Annotated in this window: 20 protein-coding genes; 7 read left to right on the top strand and 13 right to left on the bottom strand. The window is 64.9% G+C overall.

The window, feature by feature from the left end; translation table 11 throughout:
* Positions 1 to 93 precede the first annotated feature (93 nt).
* From dgoD to O9320_02020, 4 genes are read left to right on the top strand one after another with little or no spacing between them, the layout of a single operon-like run.
* Positions 94 to 1,227: a galactonate dehydratase gene (gene dgoD, locus O9320_02035; protein MCZ8309604.1), complete on the top strand. Its 1,134-nt coding sequence runs from the start codon at positions 94 to 96 to the stop codon at positions 1,225 to 1,227.
* Positions 1,228 to 1,249: 22 nt separating this feature from the next.
* A complete protein-coding gene (locus O9320_02030) occupies positions 1,250 to 2,515 on the top strand; it encodes a sugar ABC transporter substrate-binding protein (GenBank protein MCZ8309603.1) in 1,266 nt (421 codons plus the stop codon).
* On the top strand, positions 2,512 to 3,435 hold the full coding sequence (locus O9320_02025; GenBank protein MCZ8309602.1) for a sugar ABC transporter permease: 924 nt from the start codon (positions 2,512 to 2,514) through the stop codon (positions 3,433 to 3,435). Before O9320_02030 ends, O9320_02025 begins: the two co-directional genes overlap by 4 nt.
* Positions 3,432 to 4,265 carry a carbohydrate ABC transporter permease gene (locus tag O9320_02020; GenBank protein ID MCZ8309601.1) on the top strand — a complete coding sequence of 278 codons (834 nt, stop codon included), beginning with the start codon at positions 3,432 to 3,434 and terminating at the stop codon, positions 4,263 to 4,265. The genes O9320_02025 and O9320_02020 overlap by 4 nt, the downstream gene beginning before the upstream one ends.
* Before the next feature lie 32 nt (positions 4,266 to 4,297).
* Here the strand turns inward: O9320_02020 and O9320_02015 are convergent, their stop codons facing one another.
* On the bottom strand, positions 4,298 to 5,188 hold the full coding sequence (locus tag O9320_02015; GenBank protein ID MCZ8309600.1) for a DMT family transporter: 891 nt from the start codon (positions 5,186 to 5,188) through the stop codon (positions 4,298 to 4,300).
* Between the two features lie 271 nt (positions 5,189 to 5,459).
* Here O9320_02015 and bluB point away from each other — a divergent pair, with 271 nt between their 5' ends.
* Positions 5,460 to 6,107: a 5,6-dimethylbenzimidazole synthase gene (bluB, locus tag O9320_02010; protein MCZ8309599.1), complete on the top strand. Its 648-nt coding sequence runs from the start codon at positions 5,460 to 5,462 to the stop codon at positions 6,105 to 6,107.
* Positions 6,108 to 6,232: 125 nt separating this feature from the next.
* Here bluB and O9320_02005 read toward each other — a convergent pair whose 3' ends face one another.
* Positions 6,233 to 7,036, bottom strand: a complete 804-nt coding sequence (locus O9320_02005) for a transglutaminase family protein (GenBank protein ID MCZ8309598.1) — start codon at positions 7,034 to 7,036, stop codon at positions 6,233 to 6,235.
* A gap of 71 nt (positions 7,037 to 7,107) precedes the next feature.
* Between O9320_02005 and O9320_02000 the strand changes: the two genes are divergently transcribed.
* Entirely contained in the window at positions 7,108 to 7,650 is a 543-nt protein-coding gene (locus O9320_02000; GenBank protein MCZ8309597.1) for a hypothetical protein, read from the top strand.
* Between the two features lie 2 nt (positions 7,651 to 7,652).
* Here O9320_02000 and O9320_01995 read toward each other — a convergent pair whose 3' ends face one another.
* Entirely contained in the window at positions 7,653 to 9,626 is a 1,974-nt protein-coding gene (locus O9320_01995) for an ATP-binding protein (protein MCZ8309596.1), read from the bottom strand.
* Positions 9,623 to 10,219, bottom strand: a complete 597-nt coding sequence (locus tag O9320_01990; GenBank protein MCZ8309595.1) for a cysteine hydrolase — start codon at positions 10,217 to 10,219, stop codon at positions 9,623 to 9,625. Before O9320_01990 ends, O9320_01995 begins: the two co-directional genes overlap by 4 nt.
* Before the next feature lie 274 nt (positions 10,220 to 10,493).
* On the opposite strand from O9320_01990, the gene O9320_01985 reads away from it, so the two are divergent.
* The gene (locus tag O9320_01985; GenBank protein ID MCZ8309594.1) at positions 10,494 to 10,799 is read left to right on the top strand and encodes a hypothetical protein; all 306 of its coding nucleotides are present in this window, start codon (positions 10,494 to 10,496) and stop codon (positions 10,797 to 10,799) included.
* Between the two features lie 133 nt (positions 10,800 to 10,932).
* Here O9320_01985 and O9320_01980 read toward each other — a convergent pair whose 3' ends face one another.
* From O9320_01980 to O9320_01940, 9 genes are read right to left on the bottom strand one after another with little or no spacing between them, the layout of a single operon-like run.
* Positions 10,933 to 12,132, bottom strand: a complete 1,200-nt coding sequence (locus O9320_01980) for an MFS transporter (GenBank protein ID MCZ8309593.1) — start codon at positions 12,130 to 12,132, stop codon at positions 10,933 to 10,935.
* Positions 12,129 to 12,563, bottom strand: a complete 435-nt coding sequence (arsC, locus tag O9320_01975) for an arsenate reductase (glutaredoxin) (protein ID MCZ8309592.1) — start codon at positions 12,561 to 12,563, stop codon at positions 12,129 to 12,131. Before arsC ends, O9320_01980 begins: the two co-directional genes overlap by 4 nt.
* Position 12,564: 1 nt before the next feature.
* On the bottom strand, positions 12,565 to 13,236 hold the full coding sequence (locus tag O9320_01970; protein MCZ8309591.1) for an aquaporin family protein: 672 nt from the start codon (positions 13,234 to 13,236) through the stop codon (positions 12,565 to 12,567).
* 4 nt (positions 13,237 to 13,240) lie between these two features.
* Positions 13,241 to 13,747 (bottom strand): arsenate reductase ArsC, encoded by a 507-nt coding sequence (locus tag O9320_01965; GenBank protein MCZ8309590.1) that lies wholly within the window; start codon positions 13,745 to 13,747, stop codon positions 13,241 to 13,243.
* Between the two features lie 12 nt (positions 13,748 to 13,759).
* Positions 13,760 to 14,224: an ArsI/CadI family heavy metal resistance metalloenzyme gene (locus O9320_01960; protein MCZ8309589.1), complete on the bottom strand. Its 465-nt coding sequence runs from the start codon at positions 14,222 to 14,224 to the stop codon at positions 13,760 to 13,762.
* The gene (locus O9320_01955) at positions 14,221 to 14,574 is read right to left on the bottom strand and encodes a winged helix-turn-helix domain-containing protein (GenBank protein ID MCZ8309588.1); all 354 of its coding nucleotides are present in this window, start codon (positions 14,572 to 14,574) and stop codon (positions 14,221 to 14,223) included. Before O9320_01955 ends, O9320_01960 begins: the two co-directional genes overlap by 4 nt.
* Before the next feature lie 32 nt (positions 14,575 to 14,606).
* Positions 14,607 to 16,055 (bottom strand): efflux transporter outer membrane subunit, encoded by a 1,449-nt coding sequence (locus O9320_01950; protein MCZ8309587.1) that lies wholly within the window; start codon positions 16,053 to 16,055, stop codon positions 14,607 to 14,609.
* Positions 16,052 to 19,141, bottom strand: a complete 3,090-nt coding sequence (locus O9320_01945) for an efflux RND transporter permease subunit (GenBank protein MCZ8309586.1) — start codon at positions 19,139 to 19,141, stop codon at positions 16,052 to 16,054. Before O9320_01945 ends, O9320_01950 begins: the two co-directional genes overlap by 4 nt.
* Complete coding sequence (locus O9320_01940; protein MCZ8309585.1) at positions 19,141 to 22,236, bottom strand: efflux RND transporter permease subunit; 3,096 nt, start codon at positions 22,234 to 22,236, stop codon at positions 19,141 to 19,143. Before O9320_01940 ends, O9320_01945 begins: the two co-directional genes overlap by 1 nt.
* Between the last annotated feature and the right edge of the window lie 28 nt (positions 22,237 to 22,264).

The following is a 22,264-nucleotide window of genomic DNA, read 5'->3' as shown; positions in this document are numbered from 1 at the left end:
GCTTGCCTTTGGCATGGATCCATTTTATGCTTATTTGAACGTTTCAATCGAGAGTAAAAACCGCTCCGATGATGGGGAGAACGCAGGCATCCAATGAAAATCACGAAAATTGAAACGTTCAAATACTGGGTCGATTGGTGCAATTGGATGTTCGTCCGCATCGAGACGGATGAGGGGCTCGTCGGCTGGGGCGAGGCGTCTTTGCACGGCGCGCTCGAATCGGTCGCGACGGCGATCGCGGAGTTTGCGCCGCACCTTATTGGCGAAGATCCGGCCGGCCCTGAGCGTCACTGGCATCGTCTCTACAACGCCTGGCGCTGGCGCGGCGGGGCCGTCTTCATGTCGGCCCTCGCGGGCATCGATCTCGCGCTGTGGGACCTCGAGGGCAAGCGCCTCGGCGTGCCCGTCCATCGTCTGCTCGGCGGTGCGCATCGCACGCGGCTGCGGGTCTATGCGAGCCACTGGCTGCGCGGTGCCACGCGGCCCGAAGAGGGCTATGCGCGGGCAAAAGAGGCGGTGGATTTGGGCTTCACGGCGTTCAAATACTCGCCGCTGACCCGCGAGGCCCTCAAAGCGGACGAGAGCGGCGCCATTCGGCGTGCGACCGAGATGATGGCGGCGGCGCGCGAGGGCGCTGGACCCGACGTCGACATCTTCATCGAGTGCAGCGAGTTGCTGACGCCGCGAACGGCCGTGATGCTCGATCGCGCCTTTGCACCTTATCGGCCGGGATGGTTCGAAGAACCGCTCCCGTTCGAAAATGCGGCCGTGATGGTGCGGCTGCAAAAGGAAATTTCGACTCCGATCGCGACGGGCGAACGGCTCTTGTCGCGCTACGAGTTCCGCGAACTGCTTGAGGGCGGCGGCTGCAAGATCGTCCAGCCCGACCTGATGCATGCCGGTGGGCTCACCGAAGTTCGGCGGATCGCGAGTTTTGCGGACACCTACTACGTGCCCGTCGCACCTCACAATCCGGGCGGGCCGATCTGCACGATGGCGTCGATGCATCTTGCGGCCGCCATTCCGAATTTCTACGTGCTGGAGCAGATGGAGCCGCAGCGCGCGTTCCGCGACCGCGCATCGCGGCCGGCGGTGCAGTTCGACGCCGGGCATTTCGTTCTGCCCGAAGCACCTGGGTTCGGAATCGAACCTGATCTCGAACTTCTCGCAACGATGCCCTTCCGGCCCCAGCCCCGCAGCGAACGGGGCGGTGCCTTGTGGACGTAAAAAAAACAAAGGGAGAGAAACCATGACGAAGTTCGCGACATCGACTGCCGTTGCCGCTCTGCTGATCGGTGCGATCGGACCGGCAGCAGCACAGCAGCGCGTCGTCCTGCAATGGCAGACGCCCAACCTCACCGAAGCGCAATACGAGCCGATCTGGAAACAGACGATCGCCGCGTTCGAGGCAGCGAACCCGAACATCAAAATCGAGCCGATTCTCGTGGCGCGCCGCGACCATTGGACAAAGTTTGTGGCCGCCGCCCAGGCCCGCCAGGCGCCGTGCATTGTGGCCGTCGATCTCACGACGGCCGCCGCCGAAGGCTATCTGCGGCCGATTGATGATCTTTGGGACAAGGAGCCGGCCGCGTTCCGCAACGCGTGGAGCGACGACATGCTCAAAGCGGCGCGCTGGAAGGGCAAGCTCTACGGCCTGCCGAACTGGGGCGGCGTCTACGCCGAGATCTACAATCGCGAACTCGTCGTGAAGGCAGGGCTCGACCCGAAGAATCCGCCCAAGAACTGGGCCGAGTATCTGCAGTGGGCGAAGGCGCTGACCGGCACCGACCATTGGGCGACCTCCGTCCTCGGCGGAAAGACCGACACGACGACGCGCGTGCTGCTGACCTGGATCTACGGGAACGGCGGCGAACCGTTCAATGCCGACATGACCGAGTCGCGGTTCGCCAAGGACCCCAAATCCCTCGAAGCGATCAAGTTCTACCTCGGACTTTTTTCGGACCATAAAGTCGCATCGCCCGCACCGACGACCACCAACTATCTCGAGCAGACCGTCCTGTTCTCGCAAGGCAAGATCGCCACGATGCGAAACGCCTATTGGTCGGTCGCAAAGGTGATCGGCGACAATCCGCAGATCGAAGGCAAGATGTTCGCAGCCCCTTTGCCGGCGCAGATTCCGAACGCGCCGACCCTGGCGACCGTGACGGCGCATTCGATTTCGGAGAGCTGCCGCCATCCGGAAGAAGCGTGGCGCTTCATCAAGTTCGACATGGACAAGAAGTGGGCCGTCGCGCGCGCGGTGAAGGCGAACTGGATGCCGCTGCGCCGCGATCTTGCCGACGAACCCGAAATCAAGGCCGATCCCATGCTTTCCGAGTTCGTGCGGATTGGGACCAACGCCAGGAGCTATCCGCTGCCGCATCCCGCATGGGCCGACATTGCCGCCAACGACATCGTCGATGCGGTCCAACGCGCACTGCTCGAGCCGGCGCGCACGGAACAGATCTTCCAGGACCTGGATGTCCGGCTTAGCCGCAAGCTGAAAGACCAATGACGGCGACGACGCGGCCGCGGGCTCGCGCGTGGACCGGCACCGGTCTCGCGCGCGAGCGCTGGCATGGCTACCTGTTCCTTTTGCCGGTCCTGCTGTTTCTGGCGGCGGTCATCGTCCTTCCTTTGGCGCATGCGTTCTGGACGAGCCTCCATCGGATACGCGGTCTGCGTTCGACGTTCGTCGGGCTCGCGAACTATTTTCGCGTCCTCGAAGACGATGCGTTCTGGCACGCCTTGAAGGTCTCGTTGGGATTCGTCTCGGTATCGGTGACGCTGCACATGCTTCTGGGGCTGGCGCTTGCGCTGGCCTTGAACGAAATTCGGGTTGCCCGGACGGCGTTGCGCGTCGTCTTCCTGACGCCGTGGATGGTTTCGGCAGCCGTCGGCGCGACGATCTGGCTCTGGCTGCTCGAGCCGCAATTCGGCGTCGTGAACTATCTACTTCGCGCGGCGGACATCATCGACCGGCCCGTCGCGTGGCTCGGGGAGCCCGGCCCGGCCTTCGCGGCGGTGACGGCCGTGGAAGTGTGGCGCGGCGTGCCGTTCGTGATGCTCCTGATGTTGGCTGGTCTGCAGACCATTCCGGTCGAACAATACGAGGCGGCAGACATCGACGGCGCTTCCACCTGGCAGCGTTTCAGATGGATCACGTTGCCCAATCTCAAATATCTCATCGTCGTCGCGTCGACCCTCGACATCATCAATGTCGTTCGCCACTACGACATCATCGGCATCATGACGGCCGGCGGCCCGGCCGGTGCGACCGAGGTCCTGCCAGCGCTGCTCTACAACACCGCATTTCGCGCCAATCGCTTCGGCGAGGCGGCGGCGATCGGCGTCCTGCTGCTGGCCATGGTCCTCGTGTTCTCGATCCTCTATCTGCGCGCCACGCGAATCGGGCGTTCGGACGGCGACGCATGAACAGCCGTTCGTTCCCGGCCTCCGCGGCTCTCTATGCGACGATTCTCGTCGCCGCCGTCGTGACCGTCTTCCCCTTCTATTGGATGCTGAACACGGCGCTGAAGCCGCACAGCGAAGTTTTCCTGTCGCCGCCGACCTTCGCTTCGGCGAACTGGTCGCTTGCGGCGTTTTCGACGCTGCTGGTCGAGCGGCCATTCGCGCGCTATTTCCTGAACAGCCTGGTGGTCTCGGCAGGGTCGACGCTCCTTTCGGTGACGCTTGCAGCCCTCGCGGCCTACGGGTTCACGCGATTCCACATTCGCGGCGCTTCCGCACTTATCGTCTTTCTGCTTTTCACGAAGATGCTTCCCGAGACGTTGCTGATCATTCCCTATTTCCGCTTGATGTCCGAACTCGGGCTCATCAATTCCTACCTGGCGCTGATCCTGGCCTACTCGTCGTTTGCCCTGCCTTTCAGCGTCTGGATGCTGATCGGGTTCTTTCGATCGATCCCGCGCGAAATCGACGAAGCCGCGATCATGGATGGTGCGACGCGGCTCGTGGTTTTCTGGCGCGTGATCCTGCCGCTCGCGCGCCCGGGCCTTGTTGCGGTCGCGCTTTTCACCTTCCTGATTTCCTGGAACGCGTATGTGTGGGCGCTGGTCCTGACGACGGACCCGTCGATGTTCGTGCTGTCGGTCGGGATCGCCAACATGGTCGGCGAGTATCGGGTCCAATGGAACGAGTTGATGGCGGCGGCCGTGATCGCAGCACTGCCGGTGATCGTGCTCTTCGCATTCCTCGAACGGCACTTGGTAAGCGCCATCACGGCGGGCGCCGTCAAGGGCTAGTCCCTGCGTCTGCGCTCACTTGACCGCATCGCTCAGACCTTCTTCTCCCGCGCGTCGGCGACGATGCTGACGACCACGCCGCCGATCACGACAACGGCGCCGAGCAAAACCGCGAGCTCGGGCGTTTCGTCGTAGAACATCCAGCCGATCAGCGCGATCAACGGCACGCGCAGAAAGTCGATCGGCACGACGATCGTCGCATCGCCGCGTTTGAAGGCGTTCGTCAGACAATAGTGGGCGAGGAAGCCCGTGACCGCGATCCCGAGCGCCGGCAGCCAGATATCCCAGCTCAGCCGACCGACGATCCAAGGCGATTGCCCCGCGAGCCAAGCGGCAACCATGTTCATCGGCAATTGCAGCAAGTTCATCCAGAGCAGGATAGTCCAGGTCGAGTTGGACCCCGTGAGCTTTTTCGTCGCGACGATCTGGATCCCGAAACAAACCGCTGCGAGCACGACGGCCAACGCCTCGGGGCGGAAGGCATCGAGGCCGGGACGCAGAATGATCACAACGCCCGCGAAGCCGAGAGCGATGGCGAGCAGACGGGCGAACGTCATGCGCTCCTTGAGGAACAGAACCGCGAACACCGCGACCCAGGCGGGCGTGGTGAACTCGATCGCGAACACCATGGCGAGCGGCAGCACTGTCACGCCCCACGCCCACAGCGCCTGCCCGGCGAAATGGGCGACGTTGCGCAGCAGATGGAGCACCGGTCGCGTCATCCGAACGACCCGCTCCGGACCGGGGGCGGCAACCGCCATCGCAACCAAGATGCCGATGCCGCCGAGATTGCGGATCGCGAGCATCTCGAACACGGTCATCGCCCCCTGCATGCCGCGAACCGAAAGCGCAACGCCCGCGAACGACACGAGCGAGCCGAGCATCCAAAACAGAACGAGAAGGTGATTGTTTCGAATCGGCATAGGTCGGGCCTGATCTGGAAATTCGTTGCGAAAAGAAGAAGCGCTCGGACCTGCCTCGGCTCGATGAATGCAATGTGATACATGTCATCAAAGTCATTTGAAAGAATCCTCTGGCGCGGGATTGCGGACATTCGAGTCGACCTCTCGCCAACGGCCTGCGCCGATGTCGATTGCGGGACGCCATTTCGCACGGATCAGATTCAGAGCGCGGCTGTCGGCGGAACCGATCCCGATCCCTGGCGTTTGCACGCGAAGCGACGCAAGATGCGGCATGGATTTCCAATCGCTCCCCACTTTCGACGCGGCTTTTTGCGCGCGCCTCGACGATTTGTTCGCGTGGCGGCGCGATGTGCGGCGGTTCCGCGAGGTGCCCCTCGAAGACGCGCGCGTGGACGAATTGCTTGCGATCGCCTGCCGGGCACCGTCGGTCGGGAACTGCCAGCCTTGGCGCTTCGTGAAAGTCAAAAGCCTGGCCGCACGGGCGGCCGTGCAGACGAATTTTGCTGCCTGCAATCGCCGCGCGCTCGACGCGTATGAAGGGCCGCAGGCCGAGCTTTATGCGCGTCTCAAATTGTCGGGCCTTGATCGCGCACCGGTGCAGCTTGCCGTGTTCGCCGATCCCGATCCGGCGGCGGGCCACGGGTTGGGGCGCGGCACGATGCCCGAGACGGTCGTCCATTCCGTCGTGCTCGCGATCCATACGTTTTGGCTCGCGGCACGTGCGCGCGGCATCGGCGTCGGTTGGGTCTCCATTCTCGAGCCCGAGGACGTGGCGCAAGCGCTCGGCGTGCCGCCCGCTTGGCGGCTGGTCGCCTATCTGTGCGTCGGCTGGCCGGAAGAGGCGCATCTGGACCCGGAACTGGAGCGCCATGGCTGGCAAGCGCGTGCCGATTTTGCCCGCTTCGTCAGCGAGGTTTAGGCACCGACGCAGCCGGGCACGACCCGGCATCGATCGGCTGTTTGCCCACAAAAGACGGGCGCGACGGCACCGGCCGCACCCTACAATCTTGTCGGGTACTCGACAGCGGCGCCGATATTTTCAATTCAGATCTCGTCCGAGCGCACGAAAAACGCCTTCAGTACGGTCGTGCCGAAACTGTTCGACAAGGGCACGTCGGCGGCGTCGCGGCCGCGGCCGATCAGCACGCGGCCGATGCGCGGACGGTTGTAGCGCGCGTCGAAAACGTACCAGCGGTGCCCGAGATAGACTTCGAACCACGCGCTGAAATCCATCGGGGCGGGATCGCGCGGCACGCCGATGTCGCCGAGATAGCCCGTGCAGTAGCGCGCGGGGATGTTCATGCAGCGGCACAGTGCGACCGCCAGATGCGCGAAGTCGCGGCACACGCCCGTGCGCTCGCCGTACACGTCGAACGCCGATTTCGTGGCGCGCGCCTGCATGTAGTCGAAGCGAATATGGTCGTGCACGAAATCGCAGATCGCCTGCACGCGCGACCAGCCGGGCGCAACCGGGCCGAACAGCCCCCAGGCGATCTCGGAGAGCTTGTCGGTTTCGCAATAGCGGCTGCCGAGCAGGAACACGAGCAACTCGGCCGGCAGATCCGGGACCGGTATCTCGGCCGCAAAGGGGGCTACTGCGTCCGCTTCGCCGGCGCACGCGATCGTCGCATCGGCCGTCATGCGGAACGTTCCTTGGGGTGCCGTCAACCGCGTGCACAGATTGCCGAAGCCGTCGAGATAGGTCTGGAGAGGGACGGCCGGAATGGTTGCGATGAAATCCGGCACCACGAGATCGCCCGCCAACGACGGATGCACACGCAGCATCAGCAGGAGCGGTGTCGCCTGCGCGCATTCGTAGGCGATGTCGTAGCCGAGGCGGATCTGCACGGGACCTCCAATCCATGCCATCCTACGCTTTATTTCGGCTGCGCGGCGATCAATCGGACAAGGTGGAGAAAATGGCGGCGGCGCAAATGGGGGCGGCGATCGGGCGCATCCTGCGCGGGTTGGGCTTTCTGCTGGGGCTGCTCTATTTCGCCACCGAAGACCTCGCGCGTTTTCTCGTGGCTCCCGTGCTGGCGGGGCTTGCGAAGCTGCGCTTGTGGCAGCGCGCGGAGCGCTTGATTGCAGCACTGCCGCCGCACGGCGCACTCTGCGTGCTCGCCGTGCCGATGCTGCTGCTGGAGCCGGTCAAGCTCGCAGCGCTCTATTGGATCGCTTCGGGACGGTTGCTGGCGGGTGCGACCGTACTTGTCGCCGCCAAGATATTCGGCATGGCCGTGATATTGCGGCTGCACGCGATCGCCGAACCCAAACTTCTGTCGATCGCCTGGTACAAGCGCCTCCATGATCGCGTGCTCGGCTGGCGGCGTTGGATCTATCTGTCGGTCATGGCGCATGGCGGTCTGCGCAACGCCTTGCGCCGTTCCAAGACTTTCCTGCGCAATCTGCGGGCGCGCGCGATCGAACTGCGCGTGCGGCTCGCCTGTTTCGTTCGCTAGTACTAAGGCGCGCGGCCGATGCCGGGCGGCACTGAGCGCAGGGCCTGTTTGAGCAAAGTCCAGTCGATAGGCTTGGCCAGCACCATGTCGAAGCCGCCATTGAGATAGGCTTCGCGCCGTTCGCTGACGATGTCCGCCGTCAGCGCAAAAATCGGCATGCGCGCCAGGCCACCGCCGAGTGCCCGGATTTTTTCAGCAGCCGTCAGCCCGTCCATGACCGGCATCTGGATGTCCATCAGCACCACGTCAAACGCCGCCGTTTGGACGCGTTCGACGGCTTGCGCGCCGTCGGTCACCTCGACGACGCGATGGCCCTCCTTTTCGAGCACGCTCTTGATGACGAGGCGGTTGACGTCGCTGTCGTCGGCCAGAAGAATGTCGAGCGCAGCGGCGGCCGTGTGCGTCCCTGAGGGGATACGTTCGCCCGCAGATCCGGCTTCGGCCAATTGCAGCGGCAGCGAAAAAAAGAATTCCGATCCGCGCTTGAGCACGCTTGTCGCCGAAATCTCGCCGCCCATGCGCTCGACCAGGCGCTTGCAGATCCACAGGCCGAGCCCGAAGCCGCCGAAGCGCTGGGCCACACTTTTGTCCGCCTGCTCGAAGGGGCGGAAGATGCTCTCGAGCTTGGTCGGTGCGATGCCGCCGCCAGTGTCGCGCACCCACACGAGCACGTTTGTGGCCCCCGTCGCGGTCGGCGCACATTCGACCGCCAGCGTGACCGAACCCTCTTGCGTGAATTTGAGCGCGTTGCCGAGAATATTGTAGAGGATCTGCTGGAAACGCGCTGCGTCGCCCACCAGTTTCGGCAGGCCCTCGGGCGGCAGGCGCACGTCGAAAGCGAGGCCCCTTTCCCGGAACATGGGGGCGAGAATGTCGACAACGCCCGCGATCGCGGCGGCGAGATCGAAAGGTTTCACTTCGATTTCGATGCGCCCTTCCTCGATGCGCGAAAACTCGAGCACGTCGTTGATGACGCGCAGCAGAAGATTGCCGGACGATTGCATGACCTCGACGTAGCGGCGCTGCTGCGGCACGAGGTCGGTCGCCAGCAGCAGCTCGGCGATGCCGAGCACGCCGGTCATCGGGGTGCGCAGCTCGTGGCTCACATTGGCCAGCAGCAGCGATTTGTCGCGGCTCGCCGCTTCGGCCGCGGCTTTCGCGGCTTCGAGCTCGTGCTGGATCGCGCGCAGGCGCGTGGTTTCGGTCTGCACCGAAACGAAGCGCTGCAGCGTGCCGTCGGCCCCGACGATCGGGTTGATATGGACCATCGTCCAGTAAGGTTCGCCGCGTTTGGTGTAGTTCAGGATCTCGGTCGAAACCGAGCGGTTCTCGCGCAAGGCGATCGCGATCTCGGCGACCACGCCCGGATCAGTGCCGGGCCCCTGCAGCACGTGGCCCGGCCGTTTGCCGAGCATCTCCTCGAGGGTGAAGCCGGTGCGCGCGGTGAAGGCCGGATTGACCCATTCGCAGTGGCCTTGTGCGTCGGCGATGATAACGAAATTGTCGGTGTTGTTCGCGACGAGGGAAAGCTGCTCGAGTTCCTTCTGGTAGGCGCGCTGGCGCGTGACGTCGTGCAGCGTGCCGAGATAGCCGGTCGGCGCCAAGCGCGTGAGCGAGATCTCGACCCAGGCAAGGGCGCCGTCCGCGCGTTTCAAGGCCCGTGCGTTTGTGCTTCGCGCCGCGCTCGGATCGGCGGCCACGATCGCGTCGATGTGCCACGCGTCGGGCTCGACCAGAAATTCGCCAAGCCGCTTGCCGAGGGCCGCTTCCGGCGCTCCGCCGACGACGCTCGTCCAGGCGCGGTTCACGAACACGATGCGTTCGTCCTGGTCGAGCTCGAATACGACGTCGCTGATCAGCTCGATGCGGCGGCGCATCGTCTGTTCGCTTGCCGCCAGCGCTTCGATGAGACGGTTGGTCGCCTGGACCTGAAGATCCAGGCGTTCGGTATCCCCGTCGTGCGGGCTTTCGCTCAAGCCGCTATCTTCAGTTCCGACCCGACGATCACGCTGCCGTAGAGCGGGAAGACCGTCGTGCAGAAGAAATCCTGTTCGACCGCGGTGCGGGCCGAGGTGCAGTCCTTGAGGACCGAGACGTTGTAGCCGCGCTCGTAGGCGGCACGCCCGGTCGAATCGATGCACAGCGACGTGACCATCCCCGCGAGCCACACGTTCTTGATGCCGCGCTGCTTCAGGATCTCGTCGAGTTCGGTGTTCACGAAGCCGTTGAAGCCGATTTTGCCCGACAGCGTGATGATGCGGTCTTCGAAGGGCTTGATCGCGGGTACCACCTGCGCACCCGTGCTGCCGATCGCGAATGCGCCCGACTCCTTGATCGCATTCAGGATGCCGACCGGGCTTGCAAGGGCGCGATAGTCCGGCTTCAGAACGATCGGCGTCGAGACGATGGTGATTTCGGTGTCGCGCAGGCGCGTCAGCAGATCGACGGTCGCGGCCAGCACGCTGTCGACGCGGCCCGGCTCTTCGACCACGCCGCGCAGGATGCCGTCCTTGGCGAAATAGTCGTTCTGGTATCCGACCATGATCAAGGCTGTGTCTTTTAGCGACATTCCGGGGGGCTCCTGCAACTGACGGATTGGCGCGAATTATAGGCCCGTCCGGGTCTTTGACAAGGCGCTGATTGGGCCGTTTTCCCCCGTTTAGGCGTCGGTCGCTCTCGGCCGATGCGCAGAATTTCGCGCATTCGCGCCAATGCGTCGAAGCCCATCTGCTTGAGCAGATCCAGCAAAAACCGAGTCGAGGCGCGCGTATTGCGATCCCGAGATGCGACAAAAGGCTTTAAGGTTGGTGGCGGCATTAGGCGCATCGCGGCAGAGGTGGACAGTGGAATTCTCGGCGTTTTTGGCATCCGTCAAGCGGGCACAACCGCCGCCGGGCTTGGCGCGGCCGGTGCTGGCGCTGTGGCACCTGAAGAAAGGCGACTGGGACGCCGCCCATGCGCTCGTGCAGCAGGACGAAGGCGAGACGCGCCACGATTGGGTGCATGCACACCTGCATCGTGTAGAAGGCGATCTTGGCAATGCGCGCTACTGGTACCGGCGCGCAGGCAAGCCCGTCGCGACCAGCGCGCTCGATGCCGAATGGGCGGAAATCGCAGCTGCATTGCTGGCGGAGGACCAGCCGCGCTAGGCTTTCGGAAACCCAATCCGGACGGAATAGAAGATGGCGACGATCCAGCGCATGTTGGCTGACCTCGCCAATTTCCGCGCCGTGCTGCGCGTCCAGGGCGGCAAAGACGGTGTGGCGCCGACGCAGGAAACGATTAGGCCGCGCTGCGTTTGAGGCGCGTCATCAGCATCAAAAGCGGAAGCAGCGCTACAACGCCAATCGCAAACGCAATCCACAGTGTCGTCGTAAGACCCGCCTCCTGCATTCCCAGCGCAAACAGGAACGGGGCGCTTGCGCTCAGCACCGTGCGCACAGCGGCAAGCCGCCCGAGGCGTGCGGCATAGCCAGCACTGCCGAACAGCGCCAACGGAACCGTGCCGCGCACGATGCTCGACAGGCCCTGGCCCACGCCCGTGGCGGCTGCGAACAACGCCCCTGCGATCAGCCCTTCGATCGGCAGCATCAAGGCCACGACCGACAGCGGCAAGGCGAGGCCCGAAATCGTCGCGACCTGCAGCGGATGCAGGCTGCGCCAAAACAGCGCGTCGGTGAGCCGGATCGCGACTTGCGTTGGCCCCATCAGCATCGACACGACATAGGCCGATGCACCGAGGCCCATGGCGCTCAGCACGGGCACCATGTGCACGCCCATTGCCGCAATGACCATGCCGCTCAGCGCGAAGCTCGCACCCACGGCCCAGAACGCAAAGCGTTCGTCCTGCGGGCGCAACTGTGCGGCGGCGGGTGCCGCCGGAGCTTTCGCGCTGCTTGCAGCCGCTTCGTTTTTCGCTTGGGCCGCGAGCCACAGATGCAGCGGCAAGGCCACGGCGACATGCAATCCAGCGAAAACCAGAAAGGTGGTACGCCAGCCGAAGCTTGCGTCAAGCGCCCCGGTGAGCGGCCAGAACAGCGTCGAGGCGAAGCCCGCAATCAGCGTGAGCCGCGTGATCGCCCCGCGCGCTTTGGCACCGCCAAACAGCACGAGCGTGGCGAACGCTGCATCGTAGCAGACTGCGACCGCAACGATTTCGGTTGCGACCACGAGAACCGCGAAGACCGGGAAATTCGGCGCGAATGCCAAGCCCGCCAAGGCGGCCGCAGCGGCAAGGCTGCCGAACGCCATCACGCGCGGCGCACCCAGCCGGTCCATGAGAGCACCCAGGCGCGGTGCCGCGAGCCCGCCCGCCAGCATGCCGGCCGAAAACGCGCCGAACATTGCCGATTGGGCGACGCCGAAATCGGCGGCGACCGACGCGGCAAGGATCGAATACGCATAGTAGAGCGTGCCGTAGCCGACGACTTGGGTTACGCCCAACGCCAGAACGGCTAGCCAGAGACGCTTCTCGGAACTCAATTTTTGCCGCCCGCTGGTGCGCGCGCGCGCACGACCTCGCCGTCTTCCTTGCGGAATTCCGCCGGGCGCTTGTCGAGAATTTCGAACACGACCTCCGAGGGCCGCGCAAGGCGTGCACCCATCTTGGTCACGACGATCGGTCGGTTGACCAGGATCGGATGGACGAGCATCGCGTCGATTATCTGCGCGTCGCTTGCCGAAGCTTCGAGCAAGCCGAGTTCTTCCGCCGGCGTGCCCTTGGCGCGCAGAATGTCGCGCGGTGCAAGGGCGAGGGCGGCCAAAAGCTCGCCCAGTTGCGCGCGCGTCCAGCCGGTTTTGAGATATTCGATCACCGTCGGCGTATAGCCGACCTCGCGGATCATTGCGAGGGCGTTGCGCGACGTGCCGCAGGCGGGGTTGTGGTAGATCGTGACGGGGAAGGCGTCGGACATCTCAGTCTCTTTCGGATTTCCCATAGAGCCAGCCGAAAAACGCCACGGCCGCGCCGGCCCCGACGAGCTGTCCGACAATGAACACAGGTGCGGAGGCTGGCGCAATGCCGGCGAAACTGTCGCTGAGCGAACGCGCCACCGTCACGGCCGGGTTGGCGAAGGACGTCGAGGCCGTGAACCAATAGGCCGAGGCGATGTAGAGCCCGACCAAGGTCGGCACCGCGTCGGGCTTGAAGCGCAAGCCGCCTAGGATCGTCGCGATGAGGCCGAACGTTGCGACCGCCTCGGCCAACCCTTGGGCGGGGCCTTCGCGGAGCTTGAGCGAGACTTGCAGGATCGGCTCGGCGAACATTGCGTGTGCCAACCATACGCCGGCGATCGCACCTGCAACCTGCAGGGCGATGTAGGCCAGCACATCGCCGCGCGGAAATTCGCCGCGCGCTGCGAACACGAGGGTCACGACCGGGTTGAAATGCGCACCCGACACGGGCCCGAACGCAGTGATCAGGATCACGAGACCGGCGGCCGTCGACAGCGTGTTGCCGATCAAGGCGACCGCGTTGTTGCCGGCCGCCAAACGCTCGCCCATGATGCCCGAGCCCACGACGATCGCCAGCAGCAAGGCCGTGCCGAGAAACTCGGCCGCATAGCGACGCGACTTCGAATACATCATGGCGCTAGGCGCCGCTGCGATCTTGGCCCAACTCGTCGATCTTCGTCTTGATCTCGAGATTGGACAAGGTTGCGAGCGGCAATGCCGAAAAAATGCGGATGCGCCGCTCGATCATGCGGAACACGTCGGCGGTGAAAGCGGCTTTTTCGGCCTCGCTGCCCGCAGCGGTCGAGGGATCGGGAAAGCCCCAATGCGCGGTCATCGGTTGGCCCGGCCAGACCGGGCACACTTCGCCTGCCGCCTGGTCGCAGACCGTGAACACAAAATTCATCTGCGGCGCACCGGGGGCGGCGAACTCGTCCCACGGCTTCGAGCGGAAGCCCGAAATGTCGAAGCCGAGCTTTTCGAGCAAAGCCGCGACATACGGGTTGATCTTGCCTGTGGGGCTGCTGCCCGCACTGTAGGCCTTGAAACGGCCGCCGCTGAAGCGGTTCAGCAGCGCTTCGGCCATCACGCTGCGCGCCGAATTGTGCGTGCAGAGAAACAGGACGTTCTTGGGCGTGTCGGACATGGGGCCTTCTCCCTAGCAGCAGGCGGCCTTTGCGGGGGCGTTCGGTGCGGCGACGGCCGGAGCGCAGCAAGAACTGGCCGCTTTTGTCGCAGCCGCTTTGGGCGCGCTGTAGACGGTCGATTCGCCGAAGGTGCGGAAAGCTTCCCAGGCAATGCCGGCAGGATCGCGCGTCCAGGCTTTTTCCGATTCTGCATAGCAGCAGGTCGTTTCACCCTTGTCGAAGGTCGCGTGGCCTGCCGCTTCGAGCCGTTCGGCCAAAACGTCGAGTTCGGCCGTGTCGTCGACCTGGATGCCGAGATGGTCGAGGCCTGGCGTTTTACCGCGCGTCGAGACCGCGAAATTAACGCGCGGATCTTCGAGCATCCATTTGGCGTAGTCGTCTTTGACGACGCTGGGGGCAGCGCCGAACAGGTCGGCGTAGAAGCGCGTGGCGACGGCGATGCTGTCGACGCTCACATGGATATGGAGGCGTTTCATGCGCGGGCTCCTTTGGCGGGTTTCGATTTCGCGGGTTTGGGGGCGGCGGGCACGCACAAAGCGGGATTGCCGCCGCAGCAATTGTCGGAGAGGAACGCCATCAGCGCGTCCATGGAAGCGAAGTCGGCGCGGTAGCCGATCGAGCGGCCGTTGCGCGTGGCCGAGGCAAGGCCGGCCGCCACCAGATCGCGCAGATGGAACGAGAGCGTGGGCGGCGGCACGTCGAGCAAGCGCGCAAGCTCGCCTGCCGAAAGGCCGGCAGGCCCCGCTTGGACAAGGGCGCGGAAGATGCCAAGGCGCGTTTCCTGCGCCAGCGCTCCCAGCGCCACGACGGCTGCACTTAGTTTCATATTTCTAGAAATATCGAATTGATTTCGCCCTGTCAAGGCGCAGCAAGCTGCCAGCCGCCGCCCAAAGCCTGGAACATCGACACGAGCGCTTGGTAGTAGCCGAGCCGCGCTTGGGCGAGCGCGTCGAGGGCGGTGAAATAGCTGCGCTGCGTATCGCGCAGCGCGACCGAGTCGATCGAGCCTGCGCGGTATTGCGCTTGTGCGGCATCGAAGCCAAGCCGCGAGGCAGCGGTTGCGGCGATTTGTGCGTCGAGCTGTTCGCGCGTGCGGCGCAAGCCAGACAAAGCCGTCTCGACGTCGGCGAACGCTTGCACGACCGTCTTCTGGTAGGTCGCGGCGAGCTCTTCGAGGCGTGCGCGCTGCAGGCGTTCTTGCCCCTGCAGCCTGCCGCCCGCAAAGATCGGTGCCGTGAGACCGGCGGCGATCGAGAAGATCTGCGAGGTCGGATCGAGCAGTCGCCCGAGTTCCGAGGATTGATAGCCCGCCGCCCCCGTGAGGCTGAGGCTCGGGAAGCGCTGTGCTATCGCGTTTCTGAGATCGGCATTGGCGGCGATCAGCTGCGCTTCGGCAGACGCGATGTCCGGGCGACGGCGCAGCAACTCGGACGGCACACCCGCCGCGACCACGGGAACGCGCAAATCGGTGAGCGGCATAGTCGTGTAGCTCGGGCGCTGCGGCGTGCCCAGCAACACGGCGAGCGCATCGTATTGCTGGGCGAACTGGCGCTCGAGGCTTGCGATCGTGGCGCGCTGGCCCTCGACGATGCCGACTTGCGGGGCGATGTCGATGAGGCTTGCCGTACCGGCGGCCTCACGCGCGCGGATGGCGGCCAAGATGTCTTCGGCGTCGGCCAGCGACTGGCGCGCATAATCGAGCCGCTCGCCGAAGCCGAGCAATTGGAAAAAGGCGTTGGCGACGTTGGCCTCGGTCGTCAGCGCCACGGTCGCAAGATCGAAGCGGCGGGCCGCCAAAGTAGCGTTGGCCGCATCCGCTGCCGCACGGTTCTTGCCCCAGAAATCGATCTCGTAGCTTGCTTCGAGCTGCATGTTGAAGCGGTTCGACCAGACGGGCCTAGCCACGGATCCGGTACGCGAGGTCGAAGCCGTGGGAGCCGATTGCTGGCGCGTGGCATTACTCGTGAAGTCGAGGCTCGGGAACAAGGGGGCCGCCGAGACCTGCTGCTGGGCCATCGCCTGACGGATGCGGGCTTCGGCTGCCGCCAGATCGAAATTGCTGTCTTGCGCTTGGGCGATCAGCCGGTCGAGATCGGCCGAGCCGAATTGCGACCACCAGGCGGCATCGTTGCGCGGCTCGGGTGCGGCTTCTTCGGTCACCGTCGCCGCGGCAGGTGCCGAAGGCGCGCTGCCGCGGAAAAACGCCGGCAGCTCGACGATGGGGCGCAGATATTCGGAACTGGCAAGATCGCAGCCGGACAAAGACAAGGCGCAAACGGCAGCAACAAGAAGGCGGAAACGCGTCATTCGGCGGCACTCGGTTCGGCAAGCGGTTGGGCCGTGGACTTCGCACGTCCGCGCAATGCGAGATAGATGGCGGGCGTGGTGAAGAGGGTCAGGATCTGGCTCGCGGCAAGGCCGCCGATGATGGCGATACCGAGCGGCTCGCGCAGTTCAGCGCCCACACCGCCGCCGATGGCCAGTGGGACCGCACCCAGCATGGCGGTCAGCGTCGTCATCAGAATGGGCCGCAGCCGCGCTTGGCAGGCCGCAAGGATCGCTTGGTCGGGGGGCAGACCGTCGCGCCGTTCGGCCACGAGGGCGAAATCCACCATCATGATGGCGTTTTTCATCACGATGCCCATCAGCAGGATGATGCCGATCACGCTGACGAGGCTCAAATTGGTGCCCGTCGCCATGTTGGCGAGGAGTGCCCCCATGCCGGCCGACGGAATCGTCGACAGGATCGTCACCGCCTGCGTCCAGCTTTCGTAGAGGATGCCGAGTACGAGATAGATCGCGATCAGCGCTGCGACGATCAGCAATGGCACGCCCGAATCCTGCTGGCGGCTGATGCGTGCAAAGCCGGCGGGCTCGAGCCGCATGCCGCCGGGCATGCCCATCGATGCCGCAATGTCGCGCACGCGCGCCAGGGTTTCGTTGAGGGCCGCCCCTTCGGGCAGATTGAAGCTTATCGTCGAGGACGGAAACTGGCCGTCATGCGCGATGCTGATCGGCGTCTGGCCGATCTGCACGCTCGCGACGGCAGAAAGCGGAATCTGCGTGCCGCCTGGGCCTTTGACGAACAGGCTCGTCAAATCGCGGGGCCCTCGCTGCTGTTCGGGCAACGCTTCGAGCACCACGCGATATTGGTTGCGCTCGCGGTAGATGGTGGAGACGAGTCGCTGGGAATAGGCGTTGTTGAGGGCTGTCGCGATCTCGGCGGGCTGGATGCCCATGCGCGCGGCCGCATCCCGGTCGATCGCGATGCGCGCATCGAGGCCGCCGCGCTCGAGATCGTTCGACACGTCCTGGATGTCCGGTTCCTGCTGCAGGCGGCGCACGAGCTGCGGCGCCCATTCGGCAAGATCGGCCGCGCGCGGTGCCAGCAAGGCGACTTGGAACTGTGCGCGCCCGCCGCGCCCGCCGAATTGCAGATCCTGTTCGGCCGAAAGGAACACCTGCACGTTTTCGAGCCGCGCCAGTTGCGGGCGCAGGCGCGCAATCACCTGATCGACCGACACGCCGCGCTCGGCGCGCGGTTTGAGGGCGATGAACATCTGCCCTGAATTGGCAGCACTGAAAAAACCGCCGCCCGTGACGCCGCCCACGCTTGCCACGGCAGGGTCTGCGCGCACGATGCGCACGGCTGCATCCATGCGCTCGGTCATGGCGCGGAACGAGGTATCGGGAGTGGCGCGCGCAAAAGCGCGCATGAGGCCCGTATCCTGCTGCGGCACGAAGCCGCCCTTGGGGGCAGCGATGTAGAGCTGCACGGTCGCGGCGATGGCGAGCAACGTCGCCAGCACCGCCGTGCGCCGCCAGGCGACGACGACGCGCAGCAGGCGCATATAAAAAGCGGTCAATGCGCCGAACGCGCGCTCGAAGCCGCGGTCGAAGCGCGAGGCGGGTTTTGTTTGCGCCGACAGCCGCGCGCAGATCGACGGCGTCAAGGTCAGCGACACGATGCCCGACACGACGATCGCAAGCGTGAGGGCGAGGGCAAACTCGCGGATGAAACGTCCCTGCAAGCCGCCCATGAAATAAAGCGGGATGAAAACGGCCACGAGGGCGAGCGTCATCGACACGACGGTAAAGCCGATCTCGCGCGAGCCTTCGAATGCGGCGTCGAGCGCACTCAGTCCGCGCTCGCGATGGCGTGCGATATTCTCGATCACCACAATCGCGTCGTCGACGACGAACCCGACCGAAATCGTGAGCGCCATCAGCGACAGATTGTTGAGGCTGAAGCCGAGCCACCACATGCCGGCAAACGTCGCGGCGAGTGCGAGCGGGACGGCGACGCACGCGGCAAGCGTGAGCGCCAAGCGCCGCAGGAAGAGGCCCACGACCGCGATCACCAGCGCGATCGACACCACGAGCGTGAATTGCACGTCGCGCACCGAGGCGCGGATCGTCGCGGTCTGGTCGAAGATCGGCACCGTGTCGATGCCGGCCGGCATCCAGCGCGCAAGTTCGGGCAGGATCGCTTTGACGCGATCGACCGTCTCGATCACGTTGGCCCCAGGTTGGCGCAGAATCTGGACGAGTACGGCGCGCCGGTCGCCGAACCACGCGGCTTGGCGTTCGTTTTCGACGCCGGCGAACACGTTGGCGACGTCGCCCAAGCGCACCGTGCGCCCATTGTCCGCGCGCAGCAGGATGGCACGGTAGGCGTCGGCATTCTGCAACGTGTCGCTGACGGCGAGCGTCATGTTGGTCTCATCCGTGTCGATGCGGCCCGTGGGCTGATCGACATTGGCGGCCACGATGGCGCTGCGCAGATCCTCGAGCGACAGGCCCATTGCGGCGAGGCGTCGCAGATCGGCCTGCACGCGCACGGCCGGCTTCTCGGCTCCCATCACGTTGGCCTGCGCCACCCCTTCGACTTGTGCCAGGCGCTGGGCGAGGATCGTGTCGGCCGCGTCGAACACGGCTTGCGTCGTCATGGTTTCGGACGTCAGCGCCAGGATCAGCACCGGGCGCTGGTTGGGATTGGCTTTGCGGTAGGTTGGCGGCTGCGGCAAGCCTGCGGGCAGATCCGGGATCGCGGCATTTATCGCGGCTTGCACGTCTTTGGCGGCATCGGCGGGCTTGCGCGAGGGATCGAACTGCAGCACCACGGTCGAACTGCCGAGCGCACTCGTACTCGTCATCTCGTTGACGCCCGAAATAGCACCAAGATGGCGCTCGAGTGTCGCCGTGATGGTTGCGGCCATCGTCTCGGGATCGGTGCCGGGCTGGTTCGCGCGCACGAACACGACCGGCAGGTCGGTGTTCGGCAAGGGCGACACCGGCAGATCGAAATAGGCGACGAGGCCTGCCAAGAACAGCCCGAGCGAGAGCAGGCACGTGCCGATCGGGCGGCGGATGAAGGGGGCCGAGAACGCCATCACTCGGCCGCTTCCGGCGCTGGTGCTGCGGACTTTCGAAGGCGCTGTTTCAGGCGTTCGAACGCCAGATACACGACCGGCGTGGTGTAGAGGGTCAGCAACTGCGACAAGATCAAGCCGCCGACGATCGACACGCCGAGCGGATTGCGCAGCTCAGAGCCGGTCCCGCTTTCGATCGCCAGCGGCAAGGCGCCGAGCAAGGCCGCCATCGTCGTCATCATGATCGGGCGGTAGCGCATGTGGCAGGCTTCGCGGATCGCCACGTCCGGCGATTTGCCTTCGTTGCGTTCGGCATCGAGGGCGAAATCGATCATCATGATCGCGTTCTTTTTGACGATGCCCATCAGCAGCACGATGCCGATGAGGCCCACGATCGACAGATCCATGCTGGCCGCCCACAAAGCCAGCAATGCGCCGATGCCGGCGGACGGCAGAGTCGATAGGATCGTCACCGGATGGATCAGGCTCTCGTAGAGCACGCCGAGGCTTATGTAGATCACGAGGATGGCCGCCAGAATGAGCCAGGGCTGCGAGCCCAGAGCATTCTCGAACTCGGCCGCGTCGCCGAAAAAAGCGCCGGTGATCGAAGGCGGCATGCCGAGGCTGCGCTCGGCCCCGACGATCGCGGCCAAGGCCTGATCGAGGCTCGCACCCTGCGCAAGATCGAAACTCACCGTCACAGCGGGGAACTGCGCCTGGCGGTTGATCGTGAGCGCGGTCGGCGCCTGTTCGATGCGCGCCAAGGCGGCGATCGGCACTTGGGCACCATTGGCGCCTGAGACTCGCAGCGTGCCGACCGTGGCGGGATCGCTCTGCAAAGCGGGCGTGAGTTCCATCACCACGCGATACTGGTTGGTCTGCGCGTAGATCGTGGAGACTTGGCGCTGGCCGAACGCGTTGTAGAGCGTGTCGTCGATCGCTTGCAGGCTCACGCCCAGGCGCGAGGCGGCGTCGCGGTCGATCGTCACGCGCAGCTGGCGCGCGTTCGTTTGTTGGTCCGACGCGATGTCGCGCAACACGGGCTCGGCGCGCAAGGCACGCACAAGCTCGGGCGCCCACAGGGCAAGCTCGGCGCCGTCGGGGCCCGAGAGCGTGTATTGGTAGAGCGTGCGGCTCGAGCGCGCGCCGATCTGGATGTCCTGCACGGCCTGCAGATGCGCTTCGGCCGGCAGAACGCCGAGGCTGTCGCGCAGGCGCTCGGCGATTTGGGCGGCCGATGCTTTGCGGCTTGCGCGCGGCTTCAGCACGATCGTGAGGCGCACGCTGTTGCTGCTGCCCGCGAGCGTGCCCGCCCCTGAAAAGCCCGTCACGGTCTCGACGTCCGGGTCGGTCCTGGCGATCGCGACGGCCGCCATCTGCAGCTCGGCCGTACGCCCGAAGCTCGCATCCTGCTCGGCATCGAGTGTTGCCACGATCACGCCGGTGTCCTGCTGCGGCAGAAAGCCTTTCGGGATCCAAACATAGAGCGCCACTGTCGCGACCAGCGTGCCCAGCGCCACGGCAAGCGTGAGCCCTTGGCGCGCCAAGACCCAATCGAGCGACGACATATAGGCGCTGCGCGTGGCTTCGAAGCCTGCTTCGAGGAAGCGCGCCACGGGGCCGTCTTTGGTTTCGCGTTTGGCTTTGAGCAGGCGCGCGCACATCATTGGCGTCAAGGTCAGCGACACGAACGCCGACACGATTACCGCGATCGAAAGCGTCACCGCAAATTCGCGGAACAGGCGTCCCACGATGCCGGTCATGAACAGCATTGGGATGAACACGGCGACAAGCGACACGGTGAGGCCCACGATCGTGAAGCCGATCTGCTCGGCACCCTTGTAGGCGGCGGCAAGCGGCGTTTCGCCCTCTTCGATGTGGCGCACGACGTTTTCGATCATCACGATCGCGTCGTCGACGACGAAGCCGGTTGCGAGCGTGAGCGCCATCAGCGACAGATTGTCGAGACTGAAGCCGCACAGCGACATCGCACCGAACGTCGCGACGAGCGAAACCGGCAACGCCACCGCCGGGATGGCGGTCGCACGCCAGTTGCGCAAGAACACGAACATGACCAGCACCACGAGGCCTGTGGCGAGTGCGAGCGTGAACTGCACATCGGCGACGCTGGCACGGATCGTCACGGTGCGGTCGGCGACGACGAGGATGCGAATGCCGGGCGGGATCGCGCGCTCGAGCTCGGGGATCGCGCGCTTGATGCGCTCGGCCGTGTCGACGACGTTGGCCCCCGGCTGGCGCTGCACTTCGATCAACACGGCCGGTTTGCCGTCGACCGTCGCCAGTACTTTCGAATTCTCGAGGCCCTCGACCACGTCGGCCACGTCGCGCAAACGCAAGGGAGCACCATTGCGGTAGGCGACGATCACGTCGCGATATTGGCTTGGCTCCGTGATCTGGTCGTTGGCGGTAATCGTGAAGGCCTGAGCGGGCCCGTCGAAACTGCCTTTGGATTGTTTGGTGTTGGCGCGACCCAACACGGCGCGCACATCTTCAAGGCCGAGGCCGTAGGCGTTCAAGCGGCGCGGGTCGATCTGGATGCGCACGGCGGGTTTCTGGTCGCCTTGCACGCTCACGCGGCCCACGCCGGAGATTTGGCTCAGTTTCTGCGCGAGCACGCTGTCGGCCGCATCGCTGATGCGCACGATGGGCAGCGTGTCGGAGGTGAGAGCGAGGCTCAAAATCGGCGGATCGGCCGGATTCACTTTCGCGTAGACGGGCGGGTAGGGCAGGCTGCGCGGCAGGAAGCCGTTGGCGACGTTGATCGCGGCCTGCACGTCTTGTGCGGCATCGTCGATCTTGCGGCCGAGCAGAAACTGCAGCGTGATCGCGCTCGTGCCGTAGCTCGAACTCGACGTCATCGTCGTGAGGCCCGCGATCTGGCCGAGCTGGCGTTCGAGCGGGGCCGTCACGAGGGCCGCAACCGTTTCGGGATCCGCCCCCGGCAGCCGCGTGGTCACTTGGATCGTCGGGAAATCGACCTCGGGCAGGGCCGAGACCGGCAGAGCGCGATAGCCGAGTATGCCCGCCAGTACCACGGCCAAGGTCAGCAGCGTGGTCGCGATCGGCCTTGCGATGAAGGGCGCGCTGATTTTCATTGGGCGGGTTTGCGCGTCACGAGGGCGG

Origin of the sequence: Magnetospirillum sp., assembly GCA_027532905.1 — a bacterium.
Lineage (GTDB): Bacteria > Pseudomonadota > Alphaproteobacteria > CACIAM-22H2 > CACIAM-22H2 > Tagaea.
Note: the sequence above shows the minus strand (reverse complement) of the source record. Positions and strands in the feature narration are given on the sequence as shown.